This window comes from Rummeliibacillus sp. TYF005 (genome assembly GCF_003844195.1).
Lineage (GTDB): Bacteria > Bacillota > Bacilli > Bacillales_A > Planococcaceae > Rummeliibacillus.
The window spans coordinates 51,352-68,666 of record NZ_ML122552.1; the positions used below are offsets into that span (position 1 = coordinate 51,352).

Sequence of the window (17,315 nt, forward strand, 5' to 3'; positions counted from 1 at the left end):
TTTAAATATTTTCTTTAATAGTATTTTCAAATGCATTTTGGAATTTATGGATATCTCCAGCACCCATGAATAAGAATACAGAATCTTCATGTGTTAGTAAATCTGGAATAACATCCATTGTTAGCACTTTGCTACCTTCAATTAAATTAGCTAAATCTTGAATTGATAAAGCACCAGATTTTTCACGTGCTGAACCAAAAATATCACATAAGTAAACACTATCAGCTTTACTTAAGCTATCTGCAAAGTTTTGTAGAAATGCTTTTGTACGTGTAAAAGTATGTGGTTGGAAAATCGCCACAAGTTCACGATTTGGATATTTTTGACGAGCAGATTGAATCGTTGCACTTATTTCAGTTGGATGATGTGCGTAATCATCGATTAATGTACGTTTACCGATGTTTGTTTCAGTAAAACGACGTTTAACACCTTGATACGTATGAAGGCGTTCTTGAATCAAATCTGCTGGAAGTCCTTCATAATGACAAAGTGATATAACAGCCAAAGTATTTAATACATTATGATCACCGAACATAGGGATAAAGAATTTATTATAAAACTCATTGCGTACATATACTTCAAAAGAAGACCCTGTAGTTGTTTTTTCTACATTACGAGCTTCAAAATCATTTTCTGAACCAAAACCGTAATAAACAACTGGTACATTTGCTTTAATCTTTTGTAAGTGCTCGTCATCGCCGCAAGCTACAATTGCCTTTTTCACTTGAAGGGCCATAGTTTGAAATGCATCAAATACATCCTCAATATCTTTATAATAATCTGGATGGTCAAAATCGATGTTCGTCATAACCGCATAGTCTGGATGATATGCAAGGAAATGACGTCGATATTCACAAGCTTCCATTACTAGATTTTGAGCGTTTTTAGCCCCGCCTCCAGTACCATCACCGATTAAATAAGATGTTGGATTAGCACCTTCTAATACATGAGCCATTAACCCTGTAGTAGAAGTTTTACCATGTGCACCTGTTATAGCAACCGAAGTGAACTTTTCTAAGTAATTACCTAAGAACTTATGATAACGAATAACTTCAACACCTAATTCTTTGGCACGTACAATTTCTGGATGGCTGTCTGGAAAAGCATTACCTGCAATAACAGTCATCCCTTCTGTAATATTATTTGCATCAAATGGCAAAATTGTTATGTTACGTTTTCTAAGTGGTTCTTCAGTGAAAAAGTATGTTTCAATATCTGATCCTTGTACTTGTTCTCCTGAATCAAACAAAATTTGAGCAAGTGAACTCATTCCTGAACCCTTAATACCTGTAAAATGATAAACTGTCATGTTGAAACCTCCTGGGAAAGTTTCCTTACCCTTGAATAATCAAATCTATGAACTGCTCGCCGTAAAAAACGGTGGCTTCTTGATGGTAAAGTTATTTGCACAACCATTCAAGCAAACCCTCTTGTTCTTCAAGTTTTTGAGTTGTCGTTCGACTTTATCTTTGGACAATACGTCCATTAATAGGCTGAAACTCTAACCTTTTAAACTTCCATAGTAAGTTATTTTTTATCTGCTTAAATTAAAACATCTATCATTATAGCACGATTTAACGAAGTTCTAAACTAATCACTAATTCCTTATTATTTTCAGCTTAAAGTAGAAAAAATATGCTGAAACAGGTGTATTTTATACATCATAAGAACCGAATATTTCTTCTAAATCACTTTCGGTTAAAAAAACATCTCTTGGTTTTGTTCCTTTTGATTCTGAGATAAATCCTTGTGCCTCCATCATATCCACTAATCTTGCTGCTCGATTATAGCCAATACGATATTTACGTTGCAAGGAAGACGCTGATACAGAACCTTCGCTACAAATATAGCGACATGCTTCTTCGAAAAGTTCATCTTGTTCTTCAATAGAATCGACTTTCTTTAATAATTCTTCTTGTTCAAATAAGTAATCTGGTTCCCCAAGAGTGCGAACATAGTTTGTCACTGCTTCAATCTCTTCATCTGTGACATATGTACCTTGTACACGCACTGGTGCAGACATGCCATTGCCTAAGTAAAGCATATCTCCTCTACCTAATAGTCTTTCAGCACCTTGGCTATCTAAGATAGTACGAGAGTCCACATGTGATGAAACAGAAAACGCAATTCGCGTTGGAATATTGGATTTGATCAACCCCGTAATAACATCGACTGATGGTCTTTGTGTTGCCAAAACTAGATGAATCCCGCATGCACGTGCTTTTTGTGCAATGCGGCAAATAGACTCTTCTACTTCTTGTGGAGACATCATCATTAAATCCGCTAATTCATCAATCACTATTACAAGATAAGGCATCTTCAACGAGAATTTCCGTTCTTTTTCAACCATCTTGTTATATCTTGTAATGTCACGCGCCCCTAAATGAGCAAATAGTTGATAACGTCGGTCCATCTCTTCAACTGCCCATTTAAGAGCCGCAGTTGCTGCCTTAACATCTGTAATAACAGGACTTACAAGATGTGGAATATGATTGAATGGTGCAAGCTCTACCATCTTAGGGTCGATTAACATCAATTTTACATCTTGCGGACTAGCTTTCAATAGCAAACTGATTAAAAGTGAGTTTATACACACAGATTTCCCTGAACCAGTAGCTCCTGCAATCATTCCATGTGGCATTTTTCGTAAATCGATAGTAACAGGCTCCCCTGTTAAATCCAATCCTAATGCAGCTTCCAGTGGAGATTTTGAATCTACAAAAGATTCATGGGTAACAACTTCTGAAAGTCTGACAGGGCGAGATGTGCGATTTGGGATTTCAATACCAATTGAACTTTTCCCAGGAATAGGCGCTTGAATTCTTATGTCTTTTGCTGCTAATGCAAGTTTTAAATCGTCCGCTAAATTACGTATTTTACTTACTTTTACCCCATGACCAACAGTAATTTCAAACTGTGTTACAGCAGGTCCCTGAACAATTTGTACGATTTCCCCTTCAATTTGGAAATATGACAAAGCCTCGATTAATTTTGCACCTTGAGCATCCATCCATTCAAAGTCCTCAGTTTGTTCTTCTGGTGGTTCAAGATACGAAATTGCTTTTTCAAGATGATCATTCACTTGTGGAGGCTCTTGTTCTACTATAGTATTACTTTGTTGTTCGAAAGTAACTGGAATCGTTGCTGATTTTTCTTCTTGTTGGGCATCATCTAAGGTAATTGAATGATCAACTGTAGCTATAACTGGTTCATCTTCTATAACTTTCTCAGCTTCAATTACTTTTTCATTTTCAATTACTTCTTCATCTTCAATTACTTTTTCGTCTTCGATTACTACTTCATCTTCGATTACTTTTTCTTCTTCAATTACTTTTTCATCTTCGATTACTACTTCATCTTCAATTACTTTTTCTTCTTCAATTACTTTTTCATCTTCGATTACTACTTCATCTTCAATTACTTTTTCTTCTTCAATTACTTTTTCATCTTCGATTACTACTTCATCTTCAATTACTTTTTCTTCTTCAATTACTTTTTCATCTTCGATTACTACTTCATCTTCAATTACTTTTTCTTCTTCAATTACTTTTTCATCTTCGATTACTACTTCATCTTCAATTACTTTTTCTTCTTCAATTACTTTTTCATCTTCGATTACTACTTCATCTTCAATTACTTTTTCTTCTTCAATTACTTTTTCATCTTCGATTACTACTTCATCTTCAATTACTTTTTCTTCTTCAATTACTTTTTCATCTTCGATTACTACTTCATCTTCAATTACTTTTTCTTCTTCAATTACTTTTTCATCTTCGATTACTACTTCATCTTCAATTACTTTTTCTTCTTCAATTACTTTTTCATCTTCGATTACTACTTCATCTTCAATTACTTTTTCTTCTTCAATTACTTTTTCATCTTCGATTACTACTTCATCTTCAATTACTTTTTCTTCTTCAATTACTTTTTCTTCTTCAATTACTTTTTCTTCTAGAATTGCTGAAATTTCTTCTTGTAAATTTTTTTCTATAGAGATTTCTTCTTTTCTTTGAATAGGATTTGTTTTGAAATCGCCCCAAGACTTTTTACTTGGTAATGGTATGATCTGTTTATTTAATTTTTCTATTTTTTTCTTATCAGATTTAAGCATCACTACATTAAATGGTATGCGACTTCCAGTTTGAATCGGCTCTTGAACATTTTGCACATCATTGGATTCGTTATGCTTTAATTCTTCAGAAATATTGTCTATAGTATCCATTTGATCTGCGTCAACAGAGATAGTGGAATCTGTTCCTGGTATTTCTGTATCTACTTCTTTCTCAGCTTCTTGTTCTTGAGCTGAGCTTGTTTCTGTTTGTTCAACTAAACCTTGCGTATCTAACTCATCCATCATCATTTCTATTTCATCAGATTTTATATTAGTAGTTACTGATTCATCGCAACTAATTTCATTTTTGGTTTCCAATGAATTTGTTTCTACTACTGATTTATCTTGTACACTTATAGGACTTTGCATTGGTTCTTGAGATAAAACCTTTTCTACAACTATATGTTCATTTACAGTATTTTGAACCTGTCCTTCCTGTACTTTAAGTTCTATATCATCTTGTTTCTTTTCGAATACATTGCTGTTAGTTTTTTTTACAGGAGTTTCACTTAGATTCGCTTTTACGACAGAATTATCGGATGAATGCTCTGCAGCATCTTTTGAAATTGAAGAAACTGTCGATTCTGTTACTATTGTAGCTGCTACTTCATTTTGTGCTGCTAGATTTGAAGAGTTCTGTTCTTTTTTCTCTTTTTTATCTAACAAATCGTAAATGTCTCGACCTTGTTGTGGGCGTTTTTGGAACCCATATATTGGAGATGGGACATCCGTCGGTACAAATTTTTTCTTTTTTGGTACGTATGAAGGCGTTACAGACTCACTTTTAATCGTTTTTGTTTTTAAATCATTTGATTGTTTTTCAATTGGATTCTTTTGATTTAAGCTTTTAGTCCAATTTGGATTAAATGGATTATAATTTTCCCTATTTGTCTTTTCCACAACACCTCTTAATCCTCGTGGTTCACGTGCAAATGGTGTATATGCTTCTGGCCGTTGATTATTACCTTGTTTAGCTAGAAATGGGTTTTGGGTGTTAACTTGCTTATTTGTTCTTTTAGAAACAGGTCTTACCAATTCTTTCGATTGAAGCCAATCGGGCACATCTACATTTTGTGATTGTTGATGCTGAGTATGTAAAGTAGATGTGCTTGTCCTACTATTTTTATCATTTTCATCCGGAATTAAAGGGAATTTAAACGATTCTCTTTTACGGATGAAGTTAGGTTCACCATTTTGATTTTGTTGTTGTGTGTATGTGTCATCTAAATATTCTTCATCTATATTGTTTACTTCATAATCATTTTCAAATTGTTCAAAAGTTTTATATTGATCTTCATCATTGTAGTTTTTATTCGCATGATTCTCAGTTGATGTATCTTCCACTTCGTCACCTAGAATGCGAGAGACGATTTTTTTAAACCAGCTCATTTTTTGCACCACTCTTTTCTAAATCATTGCCTTCATTTTATCAATAAAAAACGCATTATTGCAACGTTTGAAATGATTCTATTATATATACTTATATTTCTTATAGATTTCTTTTTAAGAAATAATAAAAAGTACCTTGCCCAATATTTTGAGTAAGGTACTTTTCTGTAAGTATTTATTTTTAATCGATTCAATTTCAACGATGAACAAAACTAGTTCATTTGATTAAAACTTAAATGCTGAACCTACTTCTGTATCATCGTCTAATATCATTATGCCTCTTACTTGTGGTGCATTTGGAATACCTAATTCACGAGCAGAGCACATCATACCGTATGAATCAACACCTCGTAATGCAGATTCTTTAATGACCATTCCAGATGGCATTACAGCACCTACTTTGGCAACGACTACATGTTGTCCTTCTGCAACATTTGGAGCGCCACATACAATTTGTAATAGTTCATCTTCACCAACATCCACTTTACAGATATGTAGTTTGTCAGCGTTAGGATGTTCTGCTACTTCTTGCACAAAACCAACTACAAATTTTGGTGTTAAGTCTACATCAAGACTTACGTTCGCACCACTTTTGGCAATAATGTCTTCTAATTGAGCAACAAGTTCTTTTGTCACTTCCACATTTCCTACTTCTTCTATTGTGAGATAATGACTAGCATTAAAAAGGTTAAAACCTTTTACTTCACCTGTTGCTCCTTCTTTTAGTAAGACTAGGTCTCCATGTCTTTCTAATTCAGTTTTGACAATTGCTTCTGTAGCTAGTTGGACTAGTAATACGTCACCTACATGCACTTTGTTGTACGATACGATCATTTTTTTTCTTGCTCCTTTTTCACTCTGTTTTTCGCTAGGATGAAGATTGGCTCTAAGTGACCTTCTTCATAGACAAAGGACAATGATGTAATAGGCACTGTTCCAATTGTGAAGAAATGCATGGTCATTTGAGCTAAAACATCATACCCTGTATTATTGCGAATATCACCGATAATCAGTACATCTTGATGAGGTACTGAAATGGTCATATCTCCTTCAATTTTACCACGCATTTCTTTTAAGAACGCATCATTTAAAATACGACTTGCATCATATCCATCATTTTCGTTTAAAAAGTAAAAGATATTACCTGCAACTTCGTCCTTTTTAACTTTAGTTGGTAATTTACGTACTTGAAAGCGCGCAGATTCCTTTATTCGTTCTACAGGGACATCAAGCTTTTTCACCATATCTTCATCGATTAAGCGATACGTATTACCAAGGTCAAGTGCATAGTAAATTCTTGTTTCAGCAGTATGCTCTGTTGTGATAAATGCGTGACCTTCTTTTGTTTTTTTAGGAAAAGATCCAGAACGAATCACTGGGTAAATATTAGTTAAATCGTGAAAGCCTCGCTCCTTTTCCTTTTTCATCGCTGCAAAAGTTTGTTCAATCGTATAAACGACCTCATCAATTGCTTTTTCTTTTCGTTCGTCATATTTTGTTAGAATATCGCCTAAAAGAAGGTCCATCCCTTTTCCTAATTCAAGATCTTCTAATCGTAACTTATTTGTTTTTGAATCTAACTTCCATTCAAAGTGAGCTTCACCTAGACGCTCTTTTAAAAGATTCATTAACTCCTGTGCTGACATCTGGTTACTCACCTCATTAACAATAACTTATTGTTCTTGTATAAATTTTTCGATTTCTTCTTGAGTTTTACGGTCTTTAGAAACAAATCTACCTGTTTCTTTACCATTGTTATAAGCGATAAAACTTGGAATACCAAATACATTTTCTTCTCCACATAAATCGATAAATTCATCTCGGTCAACAGAGATGAAAGAAAAATCGCTGAATTTTTCTTCAACTGCAGGCATAAATGGCTCGATAAAACGACAGTCTTTACACCATCCAGCTTCAAATACGAAAACGTGTTTTCCTTGTTCTTTTAAAGAATTATATTGTTCGACTGATTGTAATTTTTCCATCTTTAAGACCTCACTTTTTTTTTAGTTGTACGGAGTTTGCAATAGTCATTAATTCAGGAATTATATTATTCATATCCTCTGTCTCTACATTTCCTGTAACTTTAACTCCACCTGTGCTTGCAATGACTTCGTAAGATTCTTTATCTTTTTTCAAAACAGTCGCAAAGCCAAAACGGCCATTTTTTTCATAAGTCTTTTCTTTAACAATTTCTTCTTTTTCGCTCGATTGCAATGCTTTATAGAAGTGTTGGCTTTTCTTTGATTCATCTGGATTATAAAAAATAGAATAAGTTCTTTTACCTTTCGATAAAATTACATTCGTTTCATCGGAAGAATTTTTAACTTTATAACCTTGTGGTAGATAAAATTGTAAATGTTCAGTTGATGCCGTACTACTTTTGGGTTTCGCATTGAAAATTGTGTCTGCATCTGAAAGTCCTTGCGATATTTGGGAATCCACTGAATTACCACATCCTGCAATATTCAATATAAAAAGCGTTGATACAAATAGTTTGGTACATTGACGGAACATATGTAATTCCTCCATTCGTACTTATACTATCTTTATTGTAAAATGGGAGATTTTCCTATGCAACTATCGCGCATTTCTTGCTATTTCGAGTATTTTTGATAAAAGAAATATTGGCCAACCAATTGTTGTAATATATGTTCAAACATTTCTTTTCTATCGATCATTCCATCAGTCAGAATACCAATAGCGCCACTATTTTGACGTGTGTCTAGTTGATGAATAAAATCATCCATTACAGGACCTAACTCTCGACCTGCTAATATTTGATCTGCTATTTCTTTAGGTAATGGGATTTGAGCACCTGCAGCGGTAAAGACTTTTCCATTTTCTAAAGCTAAAGATCCCCAATTACATAAATACATGATATCGTCAATCATTGTGACACCGCCCTCTAAACCGAAAGCAAGATTAGCACCTGTTTGTGCCAATGCATTTTGCGAGCGATTTATAGAACCTTTTCTAGTCTCTTCAGTTGACATCGGTTGTGCCGAAACGCCAGAATCTACCGAAATATGTTCAAATGTCAATATATCATGAAAATATTTTGTCATTACGGAAAGTACCGCACCAACTTTGGCTTTGTTTGTTGTACCAATTCCAACTTTCATCATGACACTTCCTAACTTCAAAAAATTAAAGGAGACTTCCAATCGGAAATCTCCTTTACTATAACAAATTATAGTTAGTTATATCCAGCTACCAAGCTTTTTAAATGCAATTACTACTAATTAGCTATTGCGTATTGTTTCTAATGTTGAGTTGTCTGCATTTTTTACAAGTTTTACGATTAATTCTTTTGCTGCATCAATATCATCTGTATGAATAACAGAAGCATGTGAATGGATATAGCGAGAACAAATTCCGATTACTGTACTTGGAACACCTTCATTTGAAACGTGGACACTACCTGCATCTGTACCACCAGGTGAAACGAAGAATTGATATGGGATATTATTAGATTCAGCAGTATCTAATACATATTCACGCATTCCTTTATGAGTAACCATCGTACGGTCATAAATTCGAAGTAATGGCCCTTTACCTAGTTGACCAAATTGGTTCTTATCCCCTGACACATCATTTGCAGGACTTGCATCTAATGCAAAGAATAAGTCTGGTTTAATCAGATTAGCAGAAACCTTTGCTCCCCTTAAACCAACTTCTTCCATCACATTTGCACCTGAGTACAATGTATTTGGTAATTTTTCGTCTTTTAGTTCTTTTAATAATTCGATGGCTAAACCACAGCCATATCGGTTATCCCATGCTTTTGCCATAATCTTCTTAGGATTTGCCATTGGCGTAAACGGACATACAGGGATGATTGATTGACCTGGACGTACACCTAATTTAATTGCATCTTCCTTATCATCAGCACCAATATCAATCAACATATTACTAATTTCCATTGGTTTTGACTGCATTTCTGGTGTTAGCAAATGTTTGGGAACAGAAGAGATTACACCTGGAATTGGACCATTTGATGTATATACTTCCACTCTTTGTGCTAGCATTACTTGGTTCCACCAACCACCAAGAGTTTGGAAACGAATCATACCCTTATCTGTAATTTGAGTGACCATAAATGCTACTTCATCCATATGACCTGCAACTAAAATACGCGGACCATTTTCATCGCCTTTTTTAAGTCCAAAGATTCCCCCTAAATTGTCTTGGACAATTTCATCAGCATACTTTGATAATTCTTGGCGCATATAAGCTCGAACTGCATGCTCATTTCCTGGAGCACCTGGTAATTCTGTAAGTGTTTTAAACATTTCAAGCATATCTTGTTTCACTATAAAAGCCTCCCTTAGAGCATTCATTTCTATTGTAGACAAAATAAAAAGAAAATTCTACTCATTCTATTTCGAAATTCGAAGTTTTTTACAAAAATAAGGACTTTTCATTCATCTAATTTTCACACATTGAACAGTTATGTTAAACTAATGGCATATACAAAAGGAGGCGTATCAAATGAAATTACAGGATTTCTTGCTAGGAGTTGCGACAGGAATTGCTACTGCATATGTTATTAAAGAAGCCAGTGAAAAAGTAAGTCCATACAAAAATGCTAATTCAGTTTTAGATGATATTAAAGATGCGTTTAAAACTCAGGGGCCAATAGATGGATCATGGATTTTCATGGAGCCTCAGTTATTCCACAAGGAAAGTATTGAAATTCCAGTATATAAAGGCGGAATCTCTCGAGTTGAAGATGGAGAAGCTGTCAATTTTGAATTTGCTGCAGATGCAAGAACAGGTTCTGTTGTTGATTTGGTAAGAGTATAAAAAAGTAATTATTATAAATAATGTAATGGGACTTTCCCAAAAGTAAAAAAGTACAATTCAAAACAAATTTGAATTGTACTTTTTGTTTTCATATAAAACTTACTTTTAGTATAGCTATTTCGCTGTATGCGATTCTCTTATTCGTGGTAGTTCATCAATTATATTCTTTCCAGCAGCATCCCATTTGATCAAGCGTTTGTAAGCATCATGATAGAAACTAACCCAATAACCGTTTTCTAAGATTTCTTTTACTAATTTTTCTTTTGCAAAGACAGAATTCATAGGATAGTCATCATAGGCCATTACCCATAAAGGATTTTGATGTGCGTGAGTTGGCATAATGTCCGCCATGTGTATGATTGTTTCACCTTTTTGCGCTAAACGGATAATACAATGCCCATCACTATGTCCACCTGTATGAACCATCAAAATACCTGGTAAAACTTCTAATTGCCCCTCGAATGGTACAACTTGATCAACGATTGGCTTCCAATTTTCAGCCCAATATGTGTTGGCTGAACGAATATTCGGTTCACGCATCTCATCCCACTCTATTTGAGAAACGAATATAGAAGCATTTGCAAATGTAGGGATTAACTTATTATCTTGCCATTTTGTTAATCCACATGCATGGTCGAAATGTAGATGTGTCATTAATACATAATCAATATCATCCGTTGATAACCCTAGTTCTTGTAAACTTATATCAATCTTTGATTGTTCTTTTACACCATAATTACGCAGTTGCTTTTCTGTAAATTTCCCATTTCCTACCCCAGAATCGATTAACAAATTTTTTCCCTGGTATTCTATTAATATTGGGTCTGTTCGCAATTCGATTTGGTTATTTTCATTTCCTGGATATTTCCGTGACCATAACGGCTTTGGCACAACTCCAAACATAGCCCCTCCATCTAAATAAGTAACTCCTCCATTTAACCAAGTTAACTTCATATCATGGAATTGAAATGTATCCATACTATGAATCCCCCTTTGTGTATTTTCACTCATCGCTAGTAATGCGAGATGCTTCATATAATTGTAACATGTTATAAAATACTTGTACTATTTACTTTAAAATTAGACAAAATTTTCTATAATATAATAAAATAGATAATTATATCTATTATTTCTGTAAAATATAGTTATAAAGGTTCAATACCAAAAGCTTTTTCATGAAAAAAGGGGGATGCTTTATGGAAATTCACACTGATTTTGAAATGATATGTGAGCACTACCTAGAATTATTGACAAAAATCGAAAAAATCAATACGGAAGACTTTTCATCAAAAGCCTTGCAAAAAGAACTGTGTATACAATTACACCAATTAGAAAAAGAAATAATACTTCAATCTCAAATACATATGAAGTAAAAAAGAGGTGTCTTAAATGTTTGTACAATTTAAGACACCTCTTAATGGTATTTACGCTATCAATCATAGTCGTTATTCAGAAACTTATTTTGTTTGAAATTGAGCTTCTAAACGATAGATTGGTTGCCCTTTAGAAGAAAATTTTTCTTCATATTCTGTCATCACGTTATCTTCTGGCATTTCTTGATGCAAATCAAGAGATACATAGTTAAGTTTCATACCATAGTGTGACATGCTCACTAGAGAGAATTCAAATAATCCGCGGTTATCTGTTTTGAAATGTACTTCTCCATTGTCTATTAACACTGATTCATATAATTTTAAAAAGTTCTTATGTGTTAATCGTCTTTTAGCATGTCGAGTTTTTGGCCAAGGATCAGAAAAGTTTAAATATAAACGATCTACATCATTTTTGGCAAAATACTTTAGTAAATCTGCACCATTCACCATAAGTAATCGAACATTTTTTGGTGTCCCAGCTGCTATCACTTTTTCTGCAGCTTTCACAATTACACTATCAAATAATTCTATGCCTAGATAATTGATCTCTGGATTTTGCAATGCCATACCAGTTATAAATTGTCCTTTTCCTGAACCTACCTCAATATGCAAAGGATTATCATTTCCAAATAGCTTCTGCCAATTTCCTTTATATTGCTCTGGATCAGGAATGATAATTTCAGAATGTTCTTTTATAAAATCTGCTGCCCATGGTTTGTGTCGAACTCTCAATGTATTTCCTCATTTCTATATTTTTCATACAACTCAACATTTAATTATTCAAGAAAATAATATCTTAGTCAAGGAGACTTTCTAGCTAGTTTCCAGGAATCTGATAATTTTACTTTGAATAATTTCATTAAATGTAAATTCTGCTTCAAGCATATTCACTATCAGTATGTGCAATGACATTGTCATCCATAATTTTTAAGATATAATTGGTTATCTGCAAATAATCTATAGAGGCTGTTATGAATGATTTTCAACAGTATGGTCAGGTGAAAGCAATGGTTCATCATCTGAATCTAATCTGTGGTAAGAAGTTGTTTGCACCTTATCTAGTAAGAATTGAACAGCTTTAAACTGCATAAGTTTCATCGGTGATGGATTTTTACTCAAATGACTAAACCAATCTGTGTATTTTCTTTTATCAACAAATTCGACACCAAAACTAGATCCAGGATAGTCAATGTAACCATTTCTAGAAAGTACAACTTTACGGATAGGTAAGTCAATTTCGTTCTTACGGAAAATCTGTTTTATAACGGATTCCATGCGATTTAGTCCAATAAGCGGACTGAGAACTTTTTTATCGATTTTCCCTACTTTTTTCTTCCAAAATCTATTACTGTCTCCAACAAACACCGCTTGCACTTCTTCTTCAAGTACTTGGATACAATAACAATCAGTTGGTGTTAGTAAAATGATTCCTAATTCAACAGGTGCCTTTTTCACTTGAAGAATTGGATAGTAAAATAGAAAATAACTATCTGGCAGACGTTGTGTAAATGCTCTTAGTAATGAATCACGATAATATTTTGGTTCTACATACGACTTTTCTCGAAGTGTTGAACTTGCCCATTTAAGCTGAAACTGAAATAGTTGATCTATATACATTTTTTTCAGTTCTTCAATTGTTTGTGGATAATAGATGATTGTAGGTTGAAACATAAAAGCAGTTTCCTCTTCAGGTATAACATCTTCATCTGGTTGTGTATGTAACTCTTCAGATAAGTCATTAAGAAAATCTCCCTTATCACCGATATCGTTACTTTCTTCCCAAGGATCTAATTTCTTTTTTCTTTTAAAAGATAATATTCGTTGAATAAAACGATTGTGTGGTTTTTCTTCAATTTCTTCATGCTCCCACTGTGGGATTTCCTCACCAGATTGCCACTCGCTTTTCATACGTTCCCATTGCATTCTTTTTAATCTAACAAATTGGGTTGGGTATCTTTTTAAATCACTTTGATAGCGTGAAACATAATCTTGTAGTTTAACTAATTGTGCCATATCATTTTCTCCCCAAAGTTTGAAATAAACAGAAAGTTATATAAATCTATTTTACCACGATAGCAGTAGAAAAAAAGGGATATATGAACCACTTGAGTCAATTCCATAAATTAGTTTCTAATTATAAAATCATAAAAATAATTAAACATCGAACATTCAAATATGATATGTTCGATGTTCAAAGGACCGAATTCACATAACTTGTTGTACTTTTTCTTCAAATGCTTGTTGTATTTTCCGTGTAAAATCACCAGGTTTACCTGAATTTATAATAGAATCATCTATTTTTATGATTGGTGTTATTTCAGAAGTGGTAGATGATAAGAAGACCTCATCCATTTGTAATAGTTCTTCTTTTGTCATAGGCTCCTCTACAACTTGTATGCCTAATTCTTGGCAACATTTCATCACAACCTGGCGTGTAATCCCATTTAAAATATATTGGTTTGTTGGATGTGTATATAATACACCGTTCTTAATACCGTAAATATTAGAAGAAGATCCCTCTGTAACTATCTCTCCGCGATGTTGAATGGCTTCATAACAGTTAGCCTCGTGCGCCTTTTGCTTAGCAAGAACATTGCCAAGTAAATTTAAACTTTTTATATCACATCGTAGCCAACGTATATCTTCAACAAGAATGGCACTAACGCCATTACGGTGATTATTGACAGGTCTTTCTGCCGTTTGCGTATAAGCGATCAAAACAGGTTCAGTAGGCTCAATAGGAAAAGCATGATTTCTTGGCGAAACTCCCCTTGTTATTTGTAGATAAATATGTCCATCGGTTAACTCATTTTCTTCTACAAGATCGTAAAGCATTTTATGTAAAACATCTTTTGTATATGGGATTACTAGACGAATTTCTTCTGCACTTCGGTATAACCTATCGATATGCTCTGTTGGGGTAAATAAATTCCCATTATAGACTTTAATGACTTCATATATCCCGTCACCAAATTGATATCCCCTATCATTAATAGACAGTTTCATCTGGTCATTGTCAATTAAATCATTATTTAATAACATTTTTTCCATTCATTTTGCACTCCTTATTTTTTTATTTCTTTTCATTATACACAAAGAAAAGATGTGGTGAGATACAAATTCACCACATCTTTTTATCTATTTTGAAGTCAAGCTTATCTTTTCTGGCTTGCTGTATTCTAGATAAACCGAAGAAATACGGATAAAGCTTTCTGTTGTATTGAAGATTTGATTTGTTTTCAATAAATCCTTTTCCTCATCTGATAATACATCCTTAATCTCATCATATTGTTCTCCTGGGCCTGTATTTTTCCAAGCAATAAATTGAATTGCTCGTCCAACGTTGGTAAAAGTGTTATCACGTATTTTAGGATTAATCGCCCCACTTGATAAAATCCCTCTTTTTTTAGGATTACCAACTGCGACGTTTCGAATATCATTCTTTTCAATAGTTGGGGTTTTCCAATTCATCACTCTTATTGCATCATTTCTCATCGTATCAATCGTATTTCCTCTAATAACTACATTCGTGTGAAGATGTCCTCCTGAATATTTGTGAGTTCCTATTGAGCGATCCAAATTTTTAAATACGTTATTAATGATGTTCACACGATTATTCGCTGTACAATCAAAATTACTCCATTTCGAACTCCAACCTAGTGTTGTTTTATCAGGAGTATCAATATTAATCGCTTCTTTAATATTTCGGTCTGATGGTTTAGAATCGATAAATTGGTTATTTTCAATTGTGACATCTTCAGAGGCATCCATTTCGATAAAATGACCAGCATTCATATTACGAAATTCAATATTAGAAATATGAACATTTTTGTTATGGCCCATAATAATTGCAAAGCTACTTAGCTTATAATTCAGATTAAAAACAACTTTTCCTTTTCCGATAAAGCTTATGTTTTTTTCACCATTATGTCCGCTTACAACTCGTTCTTTTTTAGATAAAGATGGACGAATCAGTTGGAAAATAGAGCTAGAAGGATTCATAACTGTTGTACCAGTTTCATCACCTTTTCTAATTTCCGTGCCATCTTCAAATTCTAATGTTACATTTGACGGAACATATAGCACATTTGAAATTGTATATAAGCCCTTTGAGAAAATAATTTTCCCTCCACCTTGTTTTTCAAGTTGCTCCATATAAGAACGTAGTGCATAGTATTGTTTCGTTTCTGGAGTGTAGGAAGCGCGCAAAAGAAATTCTTTGTTAAGAGTTGGTGATTCAGGGGTTACTCTATATTCTCTTTTTCCAATATCATTCATATTCGTTATTTCAATTTTTTCTACTGGCTCCGTCGAATTATTCTCAATCTGCATATTATATTCTTCTAAATCTCTTCCTTGATTTGATGCAAGAGCTTTTTTCGTTCCTAATGTGACCGTATTATTATTTGATGGTTCATTTAAATCATTTTGTGCAGCTAAAAATACGGCAATTTGCATATTTGTAAATTGATTGAGCTGTATGATTGGTTTATAAGTACCTTTCACAAAAATCCCATAATCCCCATTTACAGAATCAATCTTATTATTTTCAATAGTAGGCAACTTCCAATTTTTCATAACGATTGCGCTAGCAGTTGTATTTTTAATTGTATTATTTAAAATTTTCACTTTAGAGTGAAAAATATCTACAGTAAATTGGTTGGAACTTATTGCTTCATAAACTCCATCAAATTTATTTTTTTCGATTAATACTTGTGAATTTGGAGTTTCATCATACATACTCCATCCAACTTTATACGTTCCATAAGAAAAGTCAGCTGCTTCAATACTAATTGACGGCTTGGATTTAGATTTTCCCTTTGTGAAAGTATTATTAATGATTTTCGAATTCTTCGTTGCCACTAACTGAATAAAATATCCTTCGTTTGCATTTTGAAATTTGATATTGCTTATTGTAAGGTTTTGGTTATGCCCTGTAATAATACCATTCACCTTTTCTTCATCTTTCAAATCGATAGTTGCCTTACCATTACTTGTTATCGTAATATTTTTGGAACCCGTATACCCATCATGAAGATCTCCATTCTTTTGGATACTAGGGGCTACTAGCTGAAACATGGATTTTGAAGGTTTCAATGAATTGCCTGTTTCCATACTTTTTTCTAATACCACACCATTATTTAATCGTATAGTGACATTTGATGGTACAAATAATGTATTTGTTATTTTATATGTACCTTTTTTTAATATTAAGGTTCCTCCTCCATTAACTTCTAACATTTCAAGATAGGACCTCAGTGTATAATAATTTTTTGTTTTGGATGAATATGTTCTATATTTTTTCATCTTTTGATTTATAGGAGTCGTACTTGGAGAAATTGTGTAAGTTTTCTGGCTGGCTAATGCGATTAAATCGTTATTTTTAAGATATAAAATACTAAACAGAATGCATAAAGATGCTATGTATATACTAATTTTAATCATTTTCTTCATGGTAAAATCACTCCTTCTTTAAAATAAGTTTTGATTTACTATTTGATCGATTGATGCGACATTTAACTATCCTAATCACCTTCTATCAATAATTATTTGTACTTGTTTAACCTTATTATTTGCGATAAGAATATTGTTATTCTGCTGTTATCAAATTTACTAAAAAACGAATTTATCCA

The 17,315-nt window shown here is 33.3% G+C and carries 15 protein-coding genes; 2 read left to right on the top strand and 13 right to left on the bottom strand.

Annotated features, from left to right (window positions below):
• Nucleotide 1: 1 nt before the first annotated feature.
• The 8 genes from murC to CW357_RS08210 form a co-directional block, all read right to left on the bottom strand.
• Nucleotides 2-1,309 carry a UDP-N-acetylmuramate--L-alanine ligase gene (murC, locus tag CW357_RS08175; protein WP_124217772.1) on the bottom strand — a complete coding sequence of 436 codons (1,308 nt, stop codon included), beginning with the start codon at nt 1,307-1,309 and terminating at the stop codon, nt 2-4.
• 345 nt (nt 1,310-1,654) lie between these two features.
• Nucleotides 1,655-5,500, bottom strand: a complete 3,846-nt coding sequence (locus CW357_RS08180) for a DNA translocase FtsK (protein WP_241155061.1) — start codon at nt 5,498-5,500, stop codon at nt 1,655-1,657.
• A 225-nt stretch (nt 5,501-5,725) separates the two neighbouring features.
• Nucleotides 5,726-6,334: a YtpR family tRNA-binding protein gene (gene ytpR, locus CW357_RS08185; protein ID WP_119415067.1), complete on the bottom strand. Its 609-nt coding sequence runs from the start codon at nt 6,332-6,334 to the stop codon at nt 5,726-5,728.
• Nucleotides 6,331-7,146, bottom strand: coding sequence for a DUF1444 domain-containing protein (locus tag CW357_RS08190; protein ID WP_124217773.1), 816 nt, complete (start codon nt 7,144-7,146; stop codon nt 6,331-6,333). Before CW357_RS08190 ends, ytpR begins: the two co-directional genes overlap by 4 nt.
• A 27-nt stretch (nt 7,147-7,173) precedes the next feature.
• On the bottom strand, nt 7,174-7,485 hold the full coding sequence (locus tag CW357_RS08195; protein WP_119415065.1) for a thioredoxin family protein: 312 nt from the start codon (nt 7,483-7,485) through the stop codon (nt 7,174-7,176).
• 10 nt (nt 7,486-7,495) lie between these two features.
• Entirely contained in the window at nt 7,496-8,017 is a 522-nt protein-coding gene (locus CW357_RS08200) for a hypothetical protein (protein ID WP_119415064.1), read from the bottom strand.
• 80 nt (nt 8,018-8,097) lie between these two features.
• Nucleotides 8,098-8,625: a DUF84 family protein gene (locus CW357_RS08205; protein WP_124217774.1), complete on the bottom strand. Its 528-nt coding sequence runs from the start codon at nt 8,623-8,625 to the stop codon at nt 8,098-8,100.
• 120 nt (nt 8,626-8,745) lie between these two features.
• Complete coding sequence (locus tag CW357_RS08210; protein ID WP_369973754.1) at nt 8,746-9,804, bottom strand: M42 family metallopeptidase; 1,059 nt, start codon at nt 9,802-9,804, stop codon at nt 8,746-8,748.
• 190 nt (nt 9,805-9,994) lie between these two features.
• Here CW357_RS08210 and CW357_RS08215 point away from each other — a divergent pair, with 190 nt between their 5' ends.
• Nucleotides 9,995-10,309, top strand: coding sequence for a hypothetical protein (locus tag CW357_RS08215; RefSeq protein WP_124217775.1), 315 nt, complete (start codon nt 9,995-9,997; stop codon nt 10,307-10,309).
• Between the two features lie 114 nt (nt 10,310-10,423).
• Here the strand turns inward: CW357_RS08215 and CW357_RS08220 are convergent, their stop codons facing one another.
• Nucleotides 10,424-11,287, bottom strand: coding sequence for a YtnP family quorum-quenching lactonase (locus CW357_RS08220; protein WP_119415060.1), 864 nt, complete (start codon nt 11,285-11,287; stop codon nt 10,424-10,426).
• Between the two features lie 218 nt (nt 11,288-11,505).
• Between CW357_RS08220 and CW357_RS18230 the strand changes: the two genes are divergently transcribed.
• The gene (locus tag CW357_RS18230; RefSeq protein ID WP_158582320.1) at nt 11,506-11,682 is read left to right on the top strand and encodes a hypothetical protein; all 177 of its coding nucleotides are present in this window, start codon (nt 11,506-11,508) and stop codon (nt 11,680-11,682) included.
• A gap of 84 nt (nt 11,683-11,766) precedes the next feature.
• Here CW357_RS18230 and trmB read toward each other — a convergent pair whose 3' ends face one another.
• The 4 genes from trmB to CW357_RS08240 all read right to left on the bottom strand — a co-directional run bounded on the left by trmB (nt 11,767) and on the right by CW357_RS08240 (nt 17,136).
• Entirely contained in the window at nt 11,767-12,414 is a 648-nt protein-coding gene (gene trmB, locus CW357_RS08225) for a tRNA (guanosine(46)-N7)-methyltransferase TrmB (RefSeq protein ID WP_119415059.1), read from the bottom strand.
• Between the two features lie 237 nt (nt 12,415-12,651).
• Nucleotides 12,652-13,695 (bottom strand): NERD domain-containing protein, encoded by a 1,044-nt coding sequence (locus CW357_RS08230; protein ID WP_119415058.1) that lies wholly within the window; start codon nt 13,693-13,695, stop codon nt 12,652-12,654.
• Between the two features lie 192 nt (nt 13,696-13,887).
• Nucleotides 13,888-14,733 carry a D-amino-acid transaminase gene (gene dat / locus CW357_RS08235; RefSeq protein WP_119415057.1) on the bottom strand — a complete coding sequence of 282 codons (846 nt, stop codon included), beginning with the start codon at nt 14,731-14,733 and terminating at the stop codon, nt 13,888-13,890.
• A gap of 87 nt (nt 14,734-14,820) precedes the next feature.
• A complete protein-coding gene (locus CW357_RS08240; RefSeq protein ID WP_119415056.1) occupies nt 14,821-17,136 on the bottom strand; it encodes a right-handed parallel beta-helix repeat-containing protein in 2,316 nt (771 codons plus the stop codon).
• Between the last annotated feature and the right edge of the window lie 179 nt (nt 17,137-17,315).